This window comes from Psychrobacter sp. 4Dc, assembly GCF_002836715.1.
In the GTDB taxonomy this organism is placed as follows: domain Bacteria; phylum Pseudomonadota; class Gammaproteobacteria; order Pseudomonadales; family Moraxellaceae; genus Psychrobacter.
In genome coordinates this window covers 81,951-103,885 of sequence record NZ_PJAT01000112.1, presented here as the reverse complement: position 1 = coordinate 103,885, position 21,935 = coordinate 81,951, and the positions used below count along the sequence as shown (strand labels likewise).

At 42.3% G+C, this 21,935-nt stretch carries 20 protein-coding genes; 13 read left to right on the top strand and 7 right to left on the bottom strand.

The window, feature by feature from the left end; all coding sequences use genetic code 11:
* Positions 1-152: 152 nt before the first annotated feature.
* Complete coding sequence (locus CXF61_RS10840; protein WP_165598216.1) at positions 153-1,652, bottom strand: SulP family inorganic anion transporter; 1,500 nt, start codon at positions 1,650-1,652, stop codon at positions 153-155.
* A gap of 669 nt (positions 1,653-2,321) precedes the next feature.
* Here CXF61_RS10840 and murD point away from each other — a divergent pair.
* Together murD and CXF61_RS10830 are read left to right on the top strand one after the other, a co-directional pair.
* Positions 2,322-3,746 (top strand): UDP-N-acetylmuramoyl-L-alanine--D-glutamate ligase, encoded by a 1,425-nt coding sequence (murD, locus tag CXF61_RS10835; protein WP_165598215.1) that lies wholly within the window; start codon positions 2,322-2,324, stop codon positions 3,744-3,746.
* Positions 3,747-4,023: 277 nt separating this feature from the next.
* Positions 4,024-5,220, top strand: a complete 1,197-nt coding sequence (locus CXF61_RS10830) for an FtsW/RodA/SpoVE family cell cycle protein (protein WP_182176715.1) — start codon at positions 4,024-4,026, stop codon at positions 5,218-5,220.
* 132 nt (positions 5,221-5,352) lie between these two features.
* Here the strand turns inward: CXF61_RS10830 and gluQRS are convergent, their stop codons facing one another.
* From gluQRS to CXF61_RS10800, 6 genes are all read right to left on the bottom strand, one after another.
* Positions 5,353-6,348 carry a tRNA glutamyl-Q(34) synthetase GluQRS gene (gene gluQRS, locus CXF61_RS10825; protein WP_165598214.1) on the bottom strand — a complete coding sequence of 332 codons (996 nt, stop codon included), beginning with the start codon at positions 6,346-6,348 and terminating at the stop codon, positions 5,353-5,355.
* Between the two features lie 242 nt (positions 6,349-6,590).
* A complete protein-coding gene (dksA, locus tag CXF61_RS10820; RefSeq protein ID WP_057762021.1) occupies positions 6,591-7,028 on the bottom strand; it encodes an RNA polymerase-binding protein DksA in 438 nt (145 codons plus the stop codon).
* Between the two features lie 492 nt (positions 7,029-7,520).
* On the bottom strand, positions 7,521-8,360 hold the full coding sequence (locus CXF61_RS10815; RefSeq protein WP_165598213.1) for a metallophosphoesterase: 840 nt from the start codon (positions 8,358-8,360) through the stop codon (positions 7,521-7,523).
* Between the two features lie 316 nt (positions 8,361-8,676).
* Positions 8,677-9,480, bottom strand: coding sequence for a metal ABC transporter permease (locus CXF61_RS10810; protein WP_101205961.1), 804 nt, complete (start codon positions 9,478-9,480; stop codon positions 8,677-8,679).
* Between the two features lie 113 nt (positions 9,481-9,593).
* Positions 9,594-10,391, bottom strand: a complete 798-nt coding sequence (locus CXF61_RS10805) for a metal ABC transporter ATP-binding protein (RefSeq protein ID WP_165598212.1) — start codon at positions 10,389-10,391, stop codon at positions 9,594-9,596.
* A 72-nt stretch (positions 10,392-10,463) separates the two neighbouring features.
* Entirely contained in the window at positions 10,464-11,042 is a 579-nt protein-coding gene (locus CXF61_RS10800) for a Fur family transcriptional regulator (protein ID WP_165598211.1), read from the bottom strand.
* A gap of 210 nt (positions 11,043-11,252) precedes the next feature.
* Here CXF61_RS10800 and CXF61_RS10795 point away from each other — a divergent pair, with 210 nt between their 5' ends.
* The 11 genes from CXF61_RS10795 to CXF61_RS10745 all read left to right on the top strand — a co-directional run bounded on the left by CXF61_RS10795 (position 11,253) and on the right by CXF61_RS10745 (position 21,927).
* Positions 11,253-12,146 (top strand): metal ABC transporter solute-binding protein, Zn/Mn family, encoded by an 894-nt coding sequence (locus CXF61_RS10795; RefSeq protein WP_165598210.1) that lies wholly within the window; start codon positions 11,253-11,255, stop codon positions 12,144-12,146.
* 277 nt (positions 12,147-12,423) lie between these two features.
* Complete coding sequence (locus CXF61_RS10790; RefSeq protein ID WP_102092097.1) at positions 12,424-12,822, top strand: ATP synthase subunit I; 399 nt, start codon at positions 12,424-12,426, stop codon at positions 12,820-12,822.
* A gap of 675 nt (positions 12,823-13,497) precedes the next feature.
* On the top strand, positions 13,498-14,364 hold the full coding sequence (gene atpB / locus CXF61_RS10785; protein ID WP_101205957.1) for a F0F1 ATP synthase subunit A: 867 nt from the start codon (positions 13,498-13,500) through the stop codon (positions 14,362-14,364).
* 33 nt (positions 14,365-14,397) lie between these two features.
* A complete protein-coding gene (atpE, locus tag CXF61_RS10780; protein ID WP_010197960.1) occupies positions 14,398-14,646 on the top strand; it encodes a F0F1 ATP synthase subunit C in 249 nt (82 codons plus the stop codon).
* A 117-nt stretch (positions 14,647-14,763) separates the two neighbouring features.
* Positions 14,764-15,234, top strand: coding sequence for a F0F1 ATP synthase subunit B (locus CXF61_RS10775; RefSeq protein ID WP_101205956.1), 471 nt, complete (start codon positions 14,764-14,766; stop codon positions 15,232-15,234).
* Positions 15,235-15,247: 13 nt separating this feature from the next.
* Complete coding sequence (locus CXF61_RS10770; RefSeq protein WP_057762004.1) at positions 15,248-15,871, top strand: F0F1 ATP synthase subunit delta; 624 nt, start codon at positions 15,248-15,250, stop codon at positions 15,869-15,871.
* Between the two features lie 93 nt (positions 15,872-15,964).
* Positions 15,965-17,509, top strand: coding sequence for a F0F1 ATP synthase subunit alpha (gene atpA, locus CXF61_RS10765; RefSeq protein WP_057762002.1), 1,545 nt, complete (start codon positions 15,965-15,967; stop codon positions 17,507-17,509).
* A 216-nt stretch (positions 17,510-17,725) separates the two neighbouring features.
* Positions 17,726-18,607 (top strand): F0F1 ATP synthase subunit gamma, encoded by an 882-nt coding sequence (atpG, locus tag CXF61_RS10760; RefSeq protein WP_160022091.1) that lies wholly within the window; start codon positions 17,726-17,728, stop codon positions 18,605-18,607.
* A 38-nt stretch (positions 18,608-18,645) separates the two neighbouring features.
* Entirely contained in the window at positions 18,646-20,079 is a 1,434-nt protein-coding gene (gene atpD / locus CXF61_RS10755; RefSeq protein ID WP_057761998.1) for a F0F1 ATP synthase subunit beta, read from the top strand.
* Between the two features lie 114 nt (positions 20,080-20,193).
* A complete protein-coding gene (locus CXF61_RS10750; protein WP_057761996.1) occupies positions 20,194-20,610 on the top strand; it encodes a F0F1 ATP synthase subunit epsilon in 417 nt (138 codons plus the stop codon).
* Positions 20,611-21,210: 600 nt separating this feature from the next.
* Positions 21,211-21,927, top strand: coding sequence for a response regulator (locus CXF61_RS10745; protein WP_165598209.1), 717 nt, complete (start codon positions 21,211-21,213; stop codon positions 21,925-21,927).
* Positions 21,928-21,935 lie beyond the last annotated feature (8 nt).

Below are 21,935 nucleotides of genomic sequence, written 5' to 3'. Positions count from 1 at the left end.
AATAAAAATCGGCTATCTCAGTTTATGGTTGGCGTATGCAAAATACATCCAACCCTTTTACCAATATAACTGTCTATTAATATCCGATATATTAGCCATAGACTAATAATATAGCCACATGGCAACCGCGTAGATTCGCTTAGCAGTTTCGCTTAGTCTAACAAGCCAATGTCTCGGCGGTCATGAACAGAGAAGCGATCAATCAGTGTTCGACTCGCATTGTTGAGTCCTACCACTTTGACATCAATGCCTTCACGTTGCAAGCGCATCACTAGCTTGTCCAAGGTATCAACAGCGCTGACATCCCAGAAATGTGCTTGGCTTACATCAATCTGAATACTATCTACAGCTTCTTTAGTATCGAAACTATGCAAGAACTGAGTGGTCGAGGCAAAGAATACCTGCCCTTGAACATAATAATAACGGGTGTTGCTGCTGTCATCATATTCACTAAAGATGGTTAAGAACTGACCAATTTTATTGGCAAATGCTAAAGCAGATAACAGGACACCTACGCCCACACCGTAAGCCAGATTGTGAGTAAAAACGGTAGTCAATACAGTCGCTAGCATGACAATATTGAACGACATTGGATGCGTTTTAAACTCGCGAATAGACTGCCAGTTAAACGTACCAATCGACACCATAATCATGACTGCAACCAAGGCTGCCATTGGAATCTGACTGACCCATTCACTTAAGAACACGACCATAATCAGAAGAACAACACCGGCCATCAAAGTAGACAAGCGCGTACGACCACCCGATTTGACGTTGATCATTGATTGGCCAATCATCGCACAGCCTGCCATACCACCAAAGAAACCTGATACGACATTAGCCATACCTTGACCACGACACTCTTTGTTTTTATCACTTGGGGTATCGGTCAATTCATCGACGATCGTTGCTGTCATCATAGACTCTAAAAGACCAACGATGGCGAGCGCGATAGAGTATGGCGCAATAATCAATAAGGTATTTAGGTTTAACGGAATGTCAGGTAACAAGAATACTGGTAATGAATCTGGCAAATCACCCATGCTACCAACGTTGCGAATATCGAGATTCATATACATTGCAACAGCGGTCAAACCTACAATACAAATAAGCGGTGAAGGAACGATGCGACCGATTTTAGGGATAAGTGGAAACAGATAAATAATCGCCAAACCAACTGCTGTCATGATATAAACGGTCATGCCGACACGCTCAGTCATTGGGTTCAGTTCTGGTAATTGGGCGGCAAAGATTAATATTGCTAAAGCATTGACGAAACCGATAACCACTGAGCGAGAAACAAAGCGCATCAGATTACCAAGTTTTAGAATGCCCATCACGACCTGAATGGCACCACAAAGCAAAGTTGCGGCAAGCAAATATTGCAGACCGTGGTCAGCAACCAAATCGACCATGACCAATGCCATCGCGCCAGTTGCTGCCGAAATCATACCTGGACGACCACCGACAAAACTGATCACTACCGCGATACAAAATGAGGCATATAAGCCAACCTTTGGATCAACACCAGCGATAATAGAAAAGGCAATGGCTTCTGGAATAAGGGCTAGGGCTACAACCAAACCCGATAAAACGTCACCGCGAACATTGGAAAACCACTCGTCACGCAAGTTATCAATAAAAGATGTCATAAGTAAACTACATAGGGTTAGAGGCAAAAAAAGTAATCATTACTCATTTATAAAATGATCGCGTCGCTAATAATAGCTATTCATTTTTCTTTTACTTCAACATGCACTAGGTCATGTTGCTGTGTTGAATTGTGAGAAACTAATAACCGAGGTATCTACTGATTTTTTTGGTATCAAAAATACGCTCATCAATAATCAATACGATGATAAGGGCAGTAAATTACCTAAAAATATTTTTTAAAAGATTGCTTAAAATAGGCAACTAGATAGATGTACCTACAATAATATATAGAGTCAGCAATCACTTGCTGTAGTAGAAGGTGATATATCACTCGTCAAATTATCAAAATTGTCTGATACACCCTTATCACAACAAGAATCGTTGATGAAGAGGCGTGACAATAGCGCGATAAATGTGACAACATGCTAAACTAAAATGCTTGAGCAATGTGCTCAGCAAAATACTGATAAATATTAATCAAGCTGACTATTATAGCATTAGCCACTTAATATAAAAACAGGCGAATAATAGCATAAACTCATAAAAAATCAGTACCGAAATCTGAACGATGGCGTTAAGATGCTGCACATCTTAGCGGCGTCGATTAGAGTCGCTATACAGCAGGTTTATTTGATACAACTTTTCTCGTTTATATAGAAGGAATAGATATGACCACTAATACAGCAACAGAAGCCTTACTTCATAAGGGTAGTGGTCTACAAGTCGTGGTGGGTTTGGGGCAGTCTGGATTGTCAGTCGTGCATTATCTGGCCAAGCAAGGCTATCAAGTCGCAGTCACTGATGCTCAAGTTACCCCTAAATTGGCCGATCAGTTGCCAGCCGAGATAGATATTCGTCAGTTTGGTGAGATAGATGCCGATTTATTGCAACAAGCGGCACGTATTATTATTAGCCCAGGTGTTTCTCTTGAAACTGCCGCTGTAGCTGCTGCTCGCCAAGCTAATATTCCTGTAGTCAGTGATATTCAACTGTTCTGTGAAGCGTGTACCGCACCCATCGTAGCGATTACAGGCTCTAACGCTAAAAGTACAGTCACTACGTTAGTTGGTCAAATGGCGGTAGATGCTGGCGTTAATGTGGGTGTCGGCGGCAATATCGGTGTACCAGCTTTAACATTGCTAGATAATCCTGATATGGAACTTGCGGTACTTGAGCTGTCTAGCTTCCAATTAGAAACCGTCACTAACTTGGGCGCAAAAGTAGCAACTGTGCTTAATATGTCGCCTGATCACTTAGATCGTCATGGAGACATGCTTGGCTACCATCAAGCCAAACACCGTATCTTCCAAGGTGCTAAATCAGTGATGATTAACCGCGAAGATGCACTTACTCGTCCATTGGTCGCAGACAACCTACCGAGAATTAGTACGGGTATTCATGCCCCTGATAAAGGTCAGTATGGTCTTATTACCGACACAGAAGGCCAAACTTATCTTGCTCGTGGTACAGAACGATTACTGTCGGCAGATAAATTGTTGATTAAAGGTCGTCATAATCTACTGAATGCGCAAGCGGCTCTGGCACTTGGTGAGCTTGCAGGATTACCGCTAGAGAGCATGCTGACCACTTTGCAGCAGTTCACAGGTCTTGAGCACCGCTGCCAATATGTGGCCAATGCTGCTGGCATTGATTATTTCAACGATTCTAAAGGCACAAATATTGGTTCGACCATGGCCGCTATTGAAGGCTTGGGTGCAGTCTATGCGCCAAAAGACGGTAAGCTATTATTGATCTTAGGCGGGCAAGGCAAAGGGCAACAGTTTGGTGAATTAACGCCTTTTATCAATCAATATGTGAGCCAAGTCTTGTTTATTGGTGAAGATGGTCAGCAGATTGAACAACATCTAAGAGCTGCAAAATTGAGTGATGATGTCGCACTACATCAGTGTCAGACATTAGAGAATGCCTTTGCGACTATCCAACAAGTCACTACCAGTAGTTTATCGCAAGTACAGGCTGTATTGTTGTCACCTGCCTGTGCTAGTTTTGACCAATATAGTGGTTATGCGGCTCGCGGTGACCACTTTAGCCAACTGGTCAATCAATTAGATACCGCACAATCAGAAGCTTGATAGGTAGTCGAATATATTAAGCAGCTATATAGATTGGCATAGCAGATGTCTCTTTTCTAGCAACAGCCAGTATATTCTGGATAAATGATTGTTTTGCTTATAGATTGCTGCTACTGTCAAGCATATAATCTTGATTACTGAAATAGGTGTTAGCTCAGACGTTTGCCGAGGGTTAAGGGCTTTCTAGCATCTATCTAGTACGATTTACTTTATGATTTTTTAAACGGTGGCGTTTCATAGACGCCGTGTTTTTTCGTTTGTTAGTGTATATAAAATTATGGCGCTCTCTTCTTTTTTTCGTTCCTCGCCCCAAACCAAGCAAACCTCCGGCTCAGATGGTGTCCTATCTATGCCATCAGCGCGCGCAATTTTATTATCAAGCGTCGGCTGTATGATGGTGCTTAGTCTGCTGATGGTTGCTTCTGCTTCTATTCCTTTTGCGCTTAGCCGTGGTATGACTGAGCTGTATTTTTTCAAAAACCAGTTGTTGTATATGACGATTGGTTTAATCGTTGCGGTCATTCCTTATTATGGCGTGTCTTTACGCACCCTATATAAGACTGAGACCCAGTTTGCTTTGCTGGGCATCACGGGGCTATTACTTGTTGCCACACTGTTTAGTACGCCAATTAATGGCTCCAAACGCTGGCTCACAGTAGGCGGCTTTAACTTTCAGGTAGCTGAGTTGGCCAAACTGGTCATGATTGTGTTTGTATCTGATTTTGTGGTGCGGAGATCTTTTGAAGTTCGTAATGGCTTAGATGGCTTCTTGCGAATTATGCTAGTAGTGGCGCTGATAACGATACTGTTATTATCGCAGCCAGATTTTGGTTCTTTTGTCGTCATTATTGGTACGCTGTTCGCGATTTTTTATATTGCTGGAGCACCTTATAAGCACTTCTTAGCCTTGGGTGCTGCTGCTGTTGGCGGTGCAGTGTTGATGGTGACTACGGCAGAGTACCGACTGGTGCGTGTGATGTCGTTTATGGATCCATTTGACGATGTACAAGATACTGATTATCAGCTCGCACGTAGTTTGATCGCCTTTGGTCGTGGGCAGTTCACGGGTGTTGGCTATGGCGAAAGTGTACAGAAACTGTCGCATTTGCCTGAGGCACATACGGATTTTTTATTAGCCATTACAGGTGAAGAGTTAGGGTTTGTCGGTGTCAGTATGGTACTGATACTTGAAGCGTTGATCATCGGTAGTGCGATGCGTATCAGTTACAATGCGCTGAAACGTCGTCAAATGCGCATGAGCTATACTGCTTTCGGAATCGGCGTGGTATTTATTGCCCAGACGATTATTAACGCTGCGATGAATATGGGTGCTATTCCAACCAAAGGTCTCACTATGCCGTTCTTTAGTTATGGTGGATCGTCTATGTTGATTAGCTTGGTTATGGTTGCGCTATTATTAAAGATATATAAAGAAAGCCCTGAAATCGAGAAAAGCCAATGCCGTTATTACTAATAGGCTTTGCCTATAATTGGCTGAGTGTCATGTAACTTTAAGATTTCGGTAAATCATGCCCAGTACGATTGGCATCAAAGCGTCACTCATAGTGGCGCTTTTTGTTGTCTATTTATAGCCTTTGAACTCTTATTAATAGGACAAGTTTAATTGCTGCTTGCCTTGTAGTGGGGTATTGTCCCATTGAGCAATGGCTTGTTTGAGCATGTTTTCTGGGGTATCGATATCAACCTTTGGTTGCTGCAGTAGCGATAGGGCTTCAGCAATAAGTTGACTCGGGTCTGATGTGTCGATGGGTTGAGCAAGGTTTTGCTTAGAGAGCTTTTGGCCATCGGCATTATTAATCAATGGCAGATGATACCATTGGTCAATAGTGGGTAGGCGGGCTGCTTGCATGATACCGATTTGCGCGGTCGTCATAGGTAGAATATCAAGGCCACGCATGATATGAGTAACCTGCTGTAGACCATCATCGAGGCTGGCCGCCAGTATATAGTTAATCATGCCATCCTGACGACGAGCGACCATATCGCCTAACGTCTGTTGCGGATTATCCCATTGTAGTCCCTGAATACCGTCATTGAAGCCAATCCGATAGTCTGGTAGCTGAATACGTAGCTTATGCTGCTGTCTATCAAGGTCAGCTGCCACACAGCGACGTGGATAGCGCTGCCGATTTGGCTGTACTTGGCCAATTGATGAAACTTGTTCGTCTAATAATGTCTGATCGGTCGCCGTGGTTAAGCTGGCACTACTATGGTTTTTATTTATCTCTTCTTGCGCCCAGTACTGTTCTAAGTCTTTACGAGAGCATTGGCAGCCATAGGTCAACGGATCCAGATATGATGACAGATAATCGTTATAGATATCAATGCGCTCAGACTGATAAATAACATCACCATCCCAATGCAATCCAAGTGCCTCAAGATCCATCAAAATTTGCTCAGTGAACTGTCTATCACAGCGTTCAGTATCGGTATCTTCCATACGCAACAGCCATTTACCACCGATTGATTTGATATGGCAAAAGCTGGCAAGCGCAGTCGTTAGAGAACCAAGATGTAACTCACCCGTTGGTGAAGGCGCAAAGCGACCAATAGGCTGTGATGGTAGCGTTTGAGTCGGCATGGTGGTAGGCGTTGTTTTCAAAATAAATGGCTGTCTATAAGAGGTAATAAAGATAGAATAATAAATATGAGTATCAAAAGATATTCATTAAATGAGATTGTTTTGTTAGTCATGTCATTATTCAGGCGATTATATTTGTCAGAGCAAAGTCAGTAACGCAGCAAAATAGTGACAGTCTAAAATACAAAAAGCGACCTATTACAAGGTCGCTTCTGCTGACATTTATATCTGTAATATCTGATCTAAGCGCCTTGGTTTTGACGTTCTTTGATTTCAGATAAGGTTTTGCAGTCGATACATTGAGTTGCGGTTGGACGTGCTTCAAGGCGACGTAATCCAATCTCTACACCACAAGTCTCACAAAATCCATAGTCGTCATTTTCAATTTCTAACATAGATTTGTCGATTTTGCGGATAAGTTTGCGCTCACGGTCACGAGTACGTAATGCCAATGCAAACTCTTCTTCTTGAGTGGCACGGTCATTGATGTCTGGCATGGCGCTTGACTCATCTTGGATGTAGTTTTTGGTACGATCCGCTTCGCCAATCAGTTGGTTTTTCCAATCCAATAAAATAGCCTTAAAGTGCTCCAACTGCGCATCAGACATATACTCTTCGTCTTTGGCCGGCACATAAGGAGTAAATTTAACTTCACTCGGATTCGTGGTCAGGGTGCTCATATGGGTATCCTACTTTTTCAAATTAATTCAATAAAACGACGTATCAAAAGACAAGACGTTATTAATGCTACAAACGCTACAATTTGTCCTTTTATCAAACGTTTCACCACTTGGTAATACAAGTAACACAGCTGATCAAATAATATCGTAGACTTTATATCTTGACAGTTATACACCGATTGTTAGATAGGTTGTTATATAAACTTCGGTTTTAATAATACTGTCTAAAGCATGCCGTAGGTCATTGATTGTGAAAACTGAGCTTGTGGTTAATGGGCCATCCTAGCTATCGTGCAGTGGCTTCATATTAGATATTTGGCCACCCTTGCTTTATTTCATAAGTTGTATCATTGTTTGTAATAATAATGAAGTGATTTTTTATATTGAATGCATATTTTATTTGTTCATCACTGCATTTTTGATTGGGGATTATTGACGGAAGCTATAAGTAATAAGGGCTAAGACTTATACCAGTACCAATAATTCTGGGCATCAAGTATCCAGTCTTTCAACCCAGCTTGCAACTGTTCCATTGTTGGCTAATTGCAACCAGCGATATCCTGGTAATGCCTGCTCATCATAAGAGAAATCATCTTCATAAGGTTTGAACTGATAGCAGGTAGATGGCGTGCTATACACCGTGACGCCTTGGCGCAGTCGAACTTGCTCTTGGTGAGTATGCCCACTGATCACCACTTGTAGCTGTTCAAATGGTGCCATATGCTGCCAAAAACTCTCAGTGTTTTCTGCCATATGGGTATCAATCCAGTCAGAATCAACTGGAACAATATGATGGTGTAGGGCGATTAATGCGGGCTTATCACAGGTGCTGAGTCTCTCACATAACCAATTGATATCAGTGGGCGTAATCTCGCCTGCGACCTTACCAGAAATGGAGGAGTTTAATAACAACAGCTGCCAACATTCAGTCTCAATGACATGACGACTTAACAAACGTGAGTCAGCAGGCTGAGCGATAAGCTCTCGCTGAAAAAACGGCAAGTCTTTACCATTTTCATCCGTCACATCATGATTACCAGCAATACAAGCAAACGGAATCTGAGTCGCCTGTAATACAGTAAAGATATGATCGTAAATTGAAGACTTTACTCGATTGACCAAGTCACCGGTCACAATAATCAAATCACAGCGAATATCTTCACTAAGTGCCTGCTGGAGCACTGCTTCAAAACTATGCTGACAAGCCATGTCATCACTATAGATGTCACTCTCATCAACAAAGACAGGCGTCGATAAATGCAAATCAGTAATCTGTAAAATATTTATCGTTTGGTCAGAGGTGCTTAACTTATTGGCAGGATAGTTTGGCATTGGTTCAGTCCCTTATCGAATCACAACAATAAGTATTGTTAGCGCGAGTATGGATAAATGAGCTACTATTTTTCACTGGGTATTTATAATTATCATCAATCTACTATAAAAGAGCACAGCGTTTGCCTTGAGCTTACTTTGACTCTAATCAACGATATTTATACTATCAACTAGCAATAGCAAATTTAAAGTCTAGAGCCACCTTATAGTATTATCGAGCTAAAGTATTCATTATATTAATAAAATAAAGTCGAACAAAAAGATAGCGAAAAACAGTCGTAATTTATTCATTATAACGTATTTACAGCGACGCTAACTAAAGTTTTATCTTTATTAACTTCGAAAAAATGAGTGCAGTAAAAAATAAAGCAGCTAATATCAAGACGATAGAAAGACCTGTTTGAATATCTAGCCAAATACTGCCCCACACACCAAGTGTCACACCCAGTTGAGCGATTATCAACGCTATAATCACCATTTGTTTTGGTGATGCTGACCATAGACGTGCGGTCAGTGCAGGTAGCACTAATAATCCGCTGATTAATAAACTTCCAACCGCTTGTAGTGCAATCGCACAAAACCCTGCTAGTACACCCATAAAAAACAGCCGTTGCCGTGTTGGATTGATACCTTGAATACGTGCCAATGCTTCATGCGTTGCGAGCTTGATTTGCGCAGGCCAAATGTAGATAAGCAGTCCCAAGCCAGCTAGTACGCTACCAGCAAGTAAAGGCAAATCTGCCCAATCAAGATCCAACAAGTTACCGAATAAAAACCCGAGCACATTGGCCTGTTGGTCAGTCAATTGGGTCAAAGCCAGTAAGCCTAGGCACAAGAGCGACACTGACACGACTGCCAATACAGCATCCACTGGCAGACGCTCATCATCAATCAAGACCAGTCCCAGTACGACCATGACACTGACTAATGCAATGCCGATACCCATTGGTAATTGCCACCACACAGCCAAAGCCACACCTAGCAACGTGCCATGAGCTAAGGCATCGGCGAAAAACGCCATGCGCCGCCACAATACCAAGCAACCTAACGGCGCTGATAATAACGCTAATATACTGCCAGCGATCCAAGCAGGCGCAATGATGGCTAACCAAGCAGTCATAATGAATGTCCGTAAAATTTTTTATAAAAGAGTAAAGCCGTATTATTTATATGTTTAATATTTTTGGCTTTAATGAGCTGGATTTTAGCGATTTTGAGCCTTGATTACTAACGCTATAACTCGCTTGGCGCATGGTGTTCACAGGCATGAGGCTGATGCACGTATGGCTGCTCATAATGATGACCAAATAGCTTTTGAAATTCAGTACTAATGGCCAGCTCGCTTGGTTGTCCTTCACAGCAAATATGCTTATTCAAACAAATGACGCGGCGGCTGCCTTTCATGACCCAGTGCAAATCATGAGACACCACTAGCATGGCGCAACGTAAGAAATCAGGCAGCTCATCAATAAACTGATATAGCCAAACTTCAGTATCGGGATCGAGACCTTGCATCGGCTCATCTAAAATAAGCAAGTTAGGTTTGTCTAGTAGCGCTCTAGCTAGCAACACGCGCTGCGTCTCACCACCTGATAAATGCAACATCTGCCGTGACAGTAAATGCGTTAATGATAAGTTATCAAAGATAAACTGTCGCTGCTCAGAGGTTAAACGTTTTTTATCTGCTTGCCCCAACAAGTCGCAGACACGCAGTGGTAATATCGGTGGCACAGCAAATCGCTGCGGTACATAACCAAGCCGTAGCGGCTTATGTGCTGTCATAGAGCCATCAGTTGACTCAATCAAACCTAAGATGAGTTTGACTAGTGTTGATTTACCAGCGCCATTGGGACCGATAAGACTGACCGTCTCATTAACAGCAATGTCAATATCGATGTGAGAGAGCAGGCGTTGAGGCCCAATATGGTAACTGATATTGTTTAAGCTCAATAATTTGTCAGCATTACTCACAGTACTGCTATTCGCAACAGTAGTATTTAACTGATTAGAAGGTAGGGTAGAGATATTCATAATATGACAACGCATAGTTAAATAGACAATCGACGAATCATGCTTAAAACGTTTACACGAACCACAGTAGCCTTACTGACAAGCTTGGCAACGACCGCTAAGCTCAATGACGCTACGCTCAACCACAAACCCCACATCTTGCTCGGCAAAGCTCATCATTTCCTGAACGGGCAGGCTGCTGCATTCTTGCACCCGTTGACACTGATCGCAGATCAAAAATGCGGCTGTATGCTGGGCGCGAGGATGACAGCAAGGAACATAAGCATTAATAGAGGTTAATTGATGAATCAACCCTTCACTTAGCAAAAATTCTAAACTGCGATAAACCGTTGGCGGCGCGACATTTTTCGGCGTGCGTTTTTTGGTTATCTTAGTTTCTACCGACACTGTTGGTGAACTCGCTACTTTTTGAATATTACTATCATTAGGTATAGACAACCGCATTTGCTGCAACTGAGTGATTAGGTCATAAGCGCCAACGGGCTGATCTGCCTCCAAGACTAATTGGTATATCTGCTGACGCAAAGGCGTAAAGCGCGCGCCATTTAGACGGCAATGCTCTTTAGCTGCTGCTAAGCGTTCATGAACATCATGCGGAGTCAGATCTTGCACATCATGCAAATGTTCGCAGATCGATGAAGTAATAGACATGGTACAAGCTCCTAAAAATAGCATGGTAATCGCATGACGTTTTTTATGATAGCGTTTTTTATTGTTATAGTATAACATACTACTATAAGAAATGAGTTAATTTTCTTATAGTAGTCTTGTATATCTACCCTTTTTACAGGAGTGGGGCAGGACACTATTACTTGTACGTTCGTTATCCAACAATGCTATCTAACAATAAAAGAGCTTACTATGAACGCTGTTTTTACTTACTCCGTACGTTCGCTTATTACATTACAGCGCTTGCTAATGACAGGACTGATAGTTCTAGGAACTTTCACACTGAATGCACAAGCTGCAACGGTCAGTGTTAGCAATTATCCGCTATTCTTGTTAAGTGAAGCAGTAACAGAAGGCGCGCCATCAGCCAATCGACTATTGCAAGCGGGGGAGGTAGGACATCATGGTAGTATCAGCCCTGGTGATATCAAAGCAATCAAAGACAGCAAGTTCGTCGTATGGTTCGGTGAGCCGCTAGAAAACAATCTAGCAGCGAGCCTGAAAACAGCCCCAAATGCCATTGCTTTATTTGAGTTCGATGCATTCAATCGACATCCATTACGTGATGTAAAGGGCGACGCTATCGCGGGTACACTAGATCCACATATTTGGTTAGACCCTGAAAATGCCAAAGCCATTACCCGTGCATTGGCTGTGATTCATAGTCATGCCAATCCACAATATAAAGACCTATACCAAGCTAACGCGAAAAAATTTGCGCAGCAGCTAGATGAAGAAGTTGCTACATTTGAGCAAAGCTCTACTCAGAGTGACTCAAAAACACGACCTTATTGGGCTTATCATGATGCGTATCAATATGTCGAAGATAGCTTACACTTAACGCTCGTTGGCAGCCTGAGCGTAGATCATCATCTCTCACCCAAAGCAAGCCAACTCCGTTGGTTGAATGAGCAGCGCCCAGCCAAGCAAATGTGTTTGGTTAGTCCAAGTGAGCCAGCGAAAGGCTTACTTGCGAAATTGCAGCCAGTGAAGAGTACGGTACAACCAGAAGACATGAGTAGTAGCGATGACTTTATCAGCGGTTGGCAGAGTATGGCCAAACAGATATATCAATGTATTTCGTAATGTAGCCAAAAACAGCAATTTGCTCAGATTGATTGAGTTGGTTGTATAGCTTCGCTTCAAGCATTTATTACAGACTACATAATATAATAATCTTAGCAAAATGCGTTAGGTGACTGATAAAAGTCATATTTTACTTGCTTAATAGTTACGCTCTACCTATAATAAGTAGCGTTTTATTTTGGCCGAAAGGTAATGCCTGTAGAGTAAGTCATTCACGGATAAAATTATCATAAGTATGATATATTGTCCCAATGCTGTAAGGGCTATAGGAATACCGATGACCAAGCCTGCCAAACGCACGCAAAAAGACAAGATTGGCATCTATATTAAACGACAAGCATGGATACTATTTATCCTTATTATCATTGCTTGGTTAGTAGATACTATTTGGTTACATAGTGAGCTTACGATAGCAAAAAGCACTGCAATTGGTGCGCTACTAAGTTTTATCACTCAGGCAGTATTTGCGTTTTTTATTTTTTGGTACACCGGATATCGCGCGCGCCAACATATCGTTAGCCAGCTATATCGGGGTCAAATGTCAAAATGGTTATTGACCGTGTTTGGTTTTGCACTAATTTTTATTACCGTACAACCCCTATCTGCGCCAGCGCTGTTTATCGGTTTTATGGTAATGCAAATTAGTCACAGTTGGATGTTGTGGCATATACGCTAGCGCTAATAAATGATCGCTAAACAGATGGTTTATTAATAGTACTGGCAAGTCACCCTGCCGTCCAGCTTCTCTATGACTAGTTCGAAAAGTCGAACACAACGCTGTCTTAGGATAGCACCAGTGATTATAAAGACCGCACTATGAGTCTCAATGTTAGACGTAGTATGCAGTGAGAGGGTAGGGGGTATTCAACTATCTGTATCGCTGATAATTAGATTACTGATATCTGATTATGGTTAGTGGCTATATTAGCAAGTAAAACTGGTGGCTAACTTATTCATACAGTGGATAAAAAAATCACAATTGACTTTACACGAATACAACGCTGCATTAATATAGGCGGCTAAATATTTTGCTTATAAGCGCTACATTAAGCGCCGATCGTAAAAAACGGTCAGTGGGCAAGCACATATATAATAATTTTGCGTATAAAAATGCAAGGGCTATTACTGAGTTATCATAAGCCCTTTTTTGATAGCTAAAATTTATCTCACGCTATCAAATATTGCATATTAGTAATAGAACTATGGGTTGGATGTTGTTGGTTACATGAGTGATTTAGTACGGTTTATTTATTTGTTTAATAGCAAGATAGATATAAATACTACACCTCATCAGATGACAACCATATTTTTGGTAGTTGATTAAATCGTTGATTAATAAGAAGCTTACATTATGGCATCCGAGCAAACATCATCAGAATATATCTCTCACCACTTAACGAATTGGACGTATGGCTATCTGCCGGGCGAAGGTTGGAAAGTTGCTCATACTGCTGAAGAAGCAGGGGCAATGGGCTTTAACGCTATCCATCTTGATTCTATGCTATGGTCGATTGGTCTAGGTATCTTATTTTGCGCCGTCTTTTGGATGGTTGCCAAAAAAGTCACTTCAGGCGTGCCAGGAAAAACTCAGGCAGCAGTTGAGATGATCGTTGAGTTTGTTGATAACAACGTTCGTGATTCATACAGTGGTACATCAAAACTGATTGCGCCATTGGCGTTGACCATTTTTGTCTGGATCTTTTTGATGAACTTGATGGATTTGATACCTGTTGATTTCATTCCAGGTATTGCTGGGCAAATCGGTGCCGCTATGGGCCATGATCCACATCATGTTTTCTTTAAGATTGTTCCAACGACTGATCCTAACATCACGCTTGGTATGTCGTTCTCTGTCTTTGCACTGATTATCTTTTATAGCATTAAAGAAAAAGGTTTGGGCGGCTTTATCGGTGAGTTAACACTGCATCCGTTTGGCGCCAAAAACCCAATCGTACAAGCGATTTTGATTCCCATCAACTTCATCCTAGAAGCAGTTACTCTAATAGCCAAACCTGTATCACTTGGTTTGCGTCTATTCGGCAACATGTATGCTGGGGAATTGATTTTCATACTGATTGCTCTAATGCCGTTTTGGATTCAATGGGCGTTATCGGTACCGTGGGCTATCTTCCACATCTTAGTTATTACACTTCAAGCGTTCGTATTCATGATGCTGACGATAGTTTACATGTCGCTTGCATCATCAACTGAACATTAATTAGACATTCAATAGGTAAATGAGGATACATCAATGGATCCAGTATTAGGTGGTTACACAGTTATCGCAGTAGCACTACTTATCGGTCTTGGCGCACTTGGCACAGGTATTGGTTTTGCTATTCTAGGTGGAAAATTCTTAGAAGGCGTTGCGCGTCAACCAGAGCTTGGCTCACAATTGCAAACTCGTATGTTCATCGTAGCAGGTCTTCTTGATGCTATTCCGATGATCGGTGTTGGTATTGCTATGCTATTGTTGTTCGCTAACCCTCTAGCAGGTTAATCCGAAAGCTCAGTTGTAAATGTTTGGTATTCGGAGACTTTCTATCAAATATAGTCAAGATTTGACTACCAAACATGATCAATGAAACTGATTTTTCATTAACAAAGAGGTGATCACGTGAATATCAATTTTACCCTCGTCGGTCAAGCCATTGCTTTTGCAATATTTGTGATTTTTTGCATGAAATTCGTGTGGCCACCACTTATCGGTGCCATCAATGAGCGTCAGCGTAAAATTGCTGAAGGTCTGAATGCCGCAGAAAAAGCAAAAGCAGATTTGGCGACCGCGGAGCAAAATGTCCAGCAGGAACTTGATCTTGCAAAGACCAAGGCTGCCGCTCTAATCGAGCAAGCGAACAAGAGTGCCAATCAGCTCGTCGAAGATGCAAAATCGCAAGCCCAAGCGGAAGGCGAGCGCATTCGTCAACAAGCGCAAGCATCTATCGATCAAGAAATCAATCAAGCGCGTGAATCATTGCGTGCCCAAGTTGCTGAACTGGCTGTACTTGGTGCAGAGAAGATTTTGCAAGACAAAGTCGATGTGCAAAAACATGCCAGTATGTTAGACCAACTGGCGGCGAAGCTGTAATTGTGAGGATATAATGGCTGACTTATCAACCTTAGCACGACCGTACGCTAAAGCCGCGTTTGACTATGCCAACGAAAACGGCGCAGTCAACGAGTGGGAAAACTTCTTACTTGTTGCTAGCACTGTTGTCAATGACAAGTCGTTCAGTACTTGGCTAGACAATCCAGCTGTTTCTGCTGAGCATAAGTCAGCTGCTTTGGTCGATCTTTATGATACGCAAGTAGCTAGCGCTAATGATTCTGCTTTTAAGCAGTTATTAAGCGAAGCTCAAGGGACTAGCCTTGACAGTAACGTAAGCTATCCAAAAGTATCAGTAGCACTTAGTAACTTCGTTAAACAGTTATCAGAACAAGAGCGTCTGGCGCTGCTTCCTGAAGTTTATGAGCATTATCGCCGTCACAAGGCAATAAGCTTAAAGCAGCTTGACGCATATGTGACCTCTGCCTACCCATTGACTGATGAACAGCGTCAAACGCTACAAACGCGTCTTGCTGCCTCGCTAAATGCTAGTGTAGTGATTCACGAATCAGTTGATCCAAGTCTATTGGCAGGCGCTACAATCAAAGTCGGTGACAAAGTCATTGATGATTCGATGCGCGGCAAGTTACAACAGTTAAAAACACAGCTAACTGCCTAATGCCAATCATCAATACAGTCAAATATTGACTGTATGATTATAAGAGCAATTAAGTCAGTGGGCGGGTTATCATAAATTAAAGGAAACAAGGCAATGCAACAATTGAATCCAGCGGAAATCAGTAACCTGATTAAGCAGCGTATTCAAGACCTTGATGCGGGTGCAACTGCAAAGAATGAAGGCACGATTGTCAAAGTATCTGACGGTATCGTGCAGATTCATGGTCTTGAAGATGCCATGTACGGCGAAATGATTGAGTTTGAAGGCGAAATCTACGGAATGGCTCTAAACTTAGAGCGTGATTCTGTTGGCGCGGTAGTACTTGGTGATTACCTAAAGCTGCAAGAAGGTCAAAAAGCCTATTGTACTGGTCGTATTCTTGAAGTACCAGTAGGTCCTGAGCTGTTAGGCCGTGTTGTTGATGCTTTGGGTAATCCTATTGATGGCAAAGGTCCTATCGATGCCAAGATGACTGATAAAGTCGAAAAGATCGCTCCAGGCGTTATCGACCGTCAATCAGTAGATCAACCAGTAATGACTGGTTATAAAGCTGTTGATACCATGATTCCAATCGGTCGTGGTCAGCGTGAGCTTATCATTGGTGACCGTCAGACTGGTAAAACAGCGATGGCTATCGATGCGATCATCGCACAGAAAGCTTCAGGTATTAAATGTGTATACGTGGCTATTGGACAGAAACGTTCGACTATCGCTAACGTAGTACGTAAGCTTGAGCAAACTGGCGCACTAGAATACACCACTGTTGTGGTTGCTTCAGCATCAGAGCCTGCAGCACTTCAGTATATCGCACCGTACTCAGGTTGTACGATGGGCGAATACTTCCGTGACCGCGGCGAAGATGCACTGATTGTATTTGATGATTTATCAAAGCAAGCAGTCGCTTATCGTCAGATTTCACTACTATTACGTCGTCCGCCAGGTCGTGAAGCTTATCCTGGTGACGTATTCTATTTACACTCACGCCTACTTGAGCGTGCATCACGTGTAAATGCTGATTATGTAGAAAAGTTCACTAACGGTGAAGTGAAAGGTAAAACTGGTTCTTTAACCGCACTACCAATCATTGAAACACAAGCTGGTGATGTATCTGCATTCGTACCAACCAACGTGATTTCGATCACTGATGGTCAGATCTTCCTAGAGTCTAGTTTATTCGCCTCAGGTATCCGTCCAGCAGTAAACGCTGGTATCTCGGTATCTCGTGTTGGTGGTGCCGCTCAGACTAAGATCATCAAAAAGCTATCTGGTGGTATTCGTACCGCTCTAGCTCAATATCGTGAACTAGCAGCATTTGCTCAGTTCGCATCAGATCTTGATGACGCAACTCGCGAACAGCTTGATCATGGTGAGCGTGTGACTGAATTGATGAAGCAGAAGCAGTATCAGCCGATGTCAATCTCTGAGCAAGCAGCCGTTATCTATGCTTCAAACGAAGGCTTCTTAGCTGACGTACCTGTCGAAAAGATTGGTTCTTTCGAAGAAGCGTACCTACGTTATATGCATGATGAGCAAAGTGAATTGATGCGTGAGATTGATGACACTGCGAACTACAATGATGATATCGCAGGTCGTTTAAAGTCATCTCTAGAGACCTTTAAACAAAATCACAGTTATTAATTTAACGGGTTAAGCCGAATTGGTTATAACTGTAGCTTAGAGCTGATAAAGTGGCGCGTTGTCTGACCAGATATTTGCGCCACTGTTTTAACCATTACCGGTATTAGATCGCGTAATGCCACAAGATATAAAATGTTATTCTATAATATTGATGTTGTATATCAAACGATTGTCGCATGCGCCAATGCTTTTTAACCCTCTTATATTGGAATCATTATGGCAAGCTTAAAAGAGATACGTGCCAAAGTCACCAGTATTAAAAGCACCCAGAAAATTACTCGTGCTATGCAAATGGTAGCGGCAAGTAAAATGCGCCGTGCGCAAGAGCGCATGGACGTGGGTCGCCCGTATGCTGATAGTATGCGCCGGGTTATTTCACATTTGGTGCATGCCTCATCAGACTACAAACATCCGTATATGGTATCGCGTCCAGTCAATAAGGTTGGCTATATTGTCATTACCTCTGACCGTGGCCTAGCGGGTGGTTTGAATATTAACTTATTCAAAGCCCTAACTAAAAGTATCCAAGATTATCAAGATCAGTCTGTACAAGCTGAGTTTGCAGTCATCGGTGCCAAAGGTGTGAGTTTCTTCAAAAACTTTGGTGGTAAAGTTACGTCGGCTGTGACCGATTATGGCGATAAACCAACGTTTGAACAATTGAATGCACCGGTTCAAGCAATGCTTGAAGACTATAGTAACGGTAATATTGACCGTATCTATGTGGTCTATAACCGATTCGTCAATGCGATGACTCAGAAACCAACAGTTAATCAGTTGGTTCCTCTACCAGAGCAGTCATTTGATGATGAAGACAGTGGTCTACAGACAGAACTTAGCTGGGATTATATCTACGAGCCTGACATCAAGACGTTAATTGATGAATTGCTTGGTCGCTATATTGAGTCGATTGTTTATCAAGCGGTAATGGAAAATATTGCCTCTGAGCAGTCTTCACGTATGGTTGCGATGAAAGCGGCAACAGATAATGCTGGTGACCTTATTAACGATTTACAGTTGGTTTATAACAAGCTGCGTCAAGCGGCGATTACCCGAGAAATCTCGGAAATCGTTGGCGGTGCTGCTGCTGTTTCATAATTGACTACACCTATATATAGAAGTTCAAGGAGAACGCAATGAGTAGCGGTCGTATTGTACAGATTATTGGCGCGGTTCTTGACGTTGAGTTCAACCGTAATGAAGTTCCTCAAATTTTTGATGCCTTGCAAGTAGACGGTACCGAAACTACCCTAGAAGTACAGCAACAGCTAGGTGACGGTATTGTACGTACTATTGCAATGGGTTCAACCGAAGGTTTAAAGCGTAACCTACCTGTTACTAATACTGGTGCACCTATTTCTGTGCCTGTAGGTACTGGTACGCTAGGTCGCATCATGGATGTTCTTGGTCGTCCTATCGATGAAGAAGGTCCTGTTGTTGCTGACGAAAAATGGTCTATCCACCGTGAAGCGCCAAGCTACGCGGATCAGTCGAACAGTACTGAGCTACTAGAGACTGGTATTAAAGTTATCGATCTACTTTGCCCGTTTGCTAAAGGCGGTAAAGTTGGTCTGTTCGGTGGTGCTGGTGTTGGTAAAACCGTTAACATGATGGAGCTGATTAACAACATCGCTCTAAAACATGAAGGTTTGTCAGTATTTGCTGGTGTTGGTGAGCGTACTCGTGAAGGTAACGATTTCTATCACGAAATGCAGGAAGCTGGCGTTGTAAACACTGAAGACTTCAGTAAGTCTAAAGTAGCAATGGTGTATGGCCAGATGAATGAGCCACCGGGTAACCGTTTACGTGTTGCACTGTCTGGTTTGACCATGGCTGAGTACTTCCGTGATACCAAAGATCCTGTTACTGGTAAAGGTCGTGACGTCCTATTGTTTGTTGATAACATCTACCGTTATACACTAGCGGGTACAGAAGTATCAGCACTACTTGGTCGTATGCCGTCAGCGGTTGGTTATCAGCCAACACTAGCTGAAGAGATGGGCTTACTACAAGAACGTATTACGTCAACTCAGTCAGGCTCTATTACTTCAGTTCAGGCGGTATACGTACCTGCGGATGATTTGACCGATCCATCACCTGCTACAACGTTTGCTCACTTGGATGCAACAGTTGTACTAAGCCGTGATATCGCATCACAAGGTATCTATCCTGCGGTTGATCCATTGGATTCAACATCACGTCAGTTAGATCCACAAGTAATCGGTGAAGATCATTACAATGTTGCTCGTGGTGTTCAGGAAGTTCTACAGCGTTATAAAGAGCTTAAAGACATCATCGCTATCTTGGGTATGGATGAGTTATCAGAAGAAGATAAACTGGTTGTTTATCGTGCTCGTAAGATTCAGCGCTTCTTGTCTCAGCCATTCCACGTAGCTGAAGTCTTCACTGGTGCACCTGGTAAATACGTACCATTACGCGATACTATTGCTAGCTTTAAAGCAATCATCGCTGGTGAATACGATGACCTACCAGAGCAGGCGTTCTACATGGCTGGTAGCATCGATGAAGTAGTCGCTAAAGCTGAAAAAATGAAGTCTAAGTCAGCGTAAGTTGTATGAGCATAAGCTAACGAGTAGATATAATATAAATCTTGTATCTACTCTTCAGTAACGCATCGCAGTTTTACTGTTTTTTGATCGCGCTTTGATGGTAAGGAATTAAGTATGGCAACGTTACAATGTCGCGTCGTAAGTGCTCGTGAAGAGTTGTATTCAGGCGAAATTAGCATGTTAATAGCTACTGGTACCGAAGGCGAGATTGGTGTATTGCCAGGTCACACACCGCTTATTACTTTGCTAAAGCCAGGTGCAATGCGAGTGCAAACACCAAACGGTGAAGAAGAAGTAATTTACGTCTCAGGTGGCGTACTAGAAGTACAGCCTAAGATGGTTACGGTATTGGCTGATACAGCCATGCGTGCACACAATCTTGACGAAAGCAAAATCGTCGAAGCACGTAAAAAGGCTGAGCAAATGTTAGTTAACCAGTCTGATACGCTACAAACCAATGCGGCTTTGGCCTCACTTGCAGAGTCTGTAGGACAATTACAGACTATTCGTAAGTACAAAAACCGCGCATAGTTTATTACTGATAGCTCTAGCCAATCATTTAGAGTTATCGCTATAAGTAATGATAAAAAGACAGTCCATTATATGGGCTGTTTTTTTATGTCTATTCATTATGAAATTAACGGTTCTGCATTGAATACACATGATTATCACTTGGATAATATTTGTGGCAGTTCACTCTATTCTCAGGAAAAATCTTTTATTATCAATGAATCATCGCCTATTGGAGTTTTCTTAAAAAGACACTGGCGACAACGGTAATATATGGTTATATTAGACATAACGTATTATAAGCAACGAGCAGTAATTGTACGCGATAACGTTGGCTCGATGGTTTGGATAATTAGCAACCGATAGATAATACAGATTGCAATGTACTAACGAAGTAATTGACGTAATTTCTGGACGCAAACTAAAGTTTTGATAGGGGTAGTTTATAGGTTTTGTTACCGACTATCAGCTATAGTATAGGAAGCTGATAATTTAATAGTATACTGTGCTACCAAGTTTGTAACAGCTATACGAACATCAATTGTGCCACTATATGGTGCTATTAATTTTACCGCTCTTACTTTTACTGCTTTTAAATTAGATGTATTAGAGGATATAACAATGACAACGAATGAAGAAGACAACACCCCCCGAATCTTGATTGTTGAAGATGATGAGCGTCTGGCCATGTTGACTCAAGATTACTTGGTCAAAAATGGTTTAGAAGTGGCAATTGAAACTGATGGTAATCGTGCTATTCGCCGTATCGTCAATGAGCAGCCAGATATGGTTGTACTTGATGTTATGCTACCTGGTAGCGATGGTTTGACCGTATGCCGTGAAGTACGCCCGCATTATCAAAATCCAATTTTGATGTTGACTGCACGTACTGAAGACATGGATCAGGTATTGGGTCTTGAGATGGGTGCTGACGATTATGTTGCCAAGCCTGCTCAGCCACGTGTATTGCTTGCCCGTATTCGTGCGCTACTGCGCCGCTCAGAAAATGCACCATCAGAAGATGTGCCACAACGTCTAGAGTTTGGTGAGTTAGTCATTGATAACGGTGGTCGTTCAGTTAATCTAGGTGATGAGTTCGTCGATTTCACCAGTGCTGAATATGATTTACTATGGTTGCTTGCTTCTAATGCAGGTCGTATTCTATCTCGTGAAGATATCTTTGAGCGTCTACGCGGTATTGAGTATGATGGTCAAGATCGTTCAATTGACGTACGTATCTCACGTATTCGTCCAAAAATCGGTGATGATCCAGAAAATCCAAAACGTATCAAGACCGTACGTAGTAAAGGCTACCTGTTCGTGAAAGAAGGTAACTAGGTCGAACT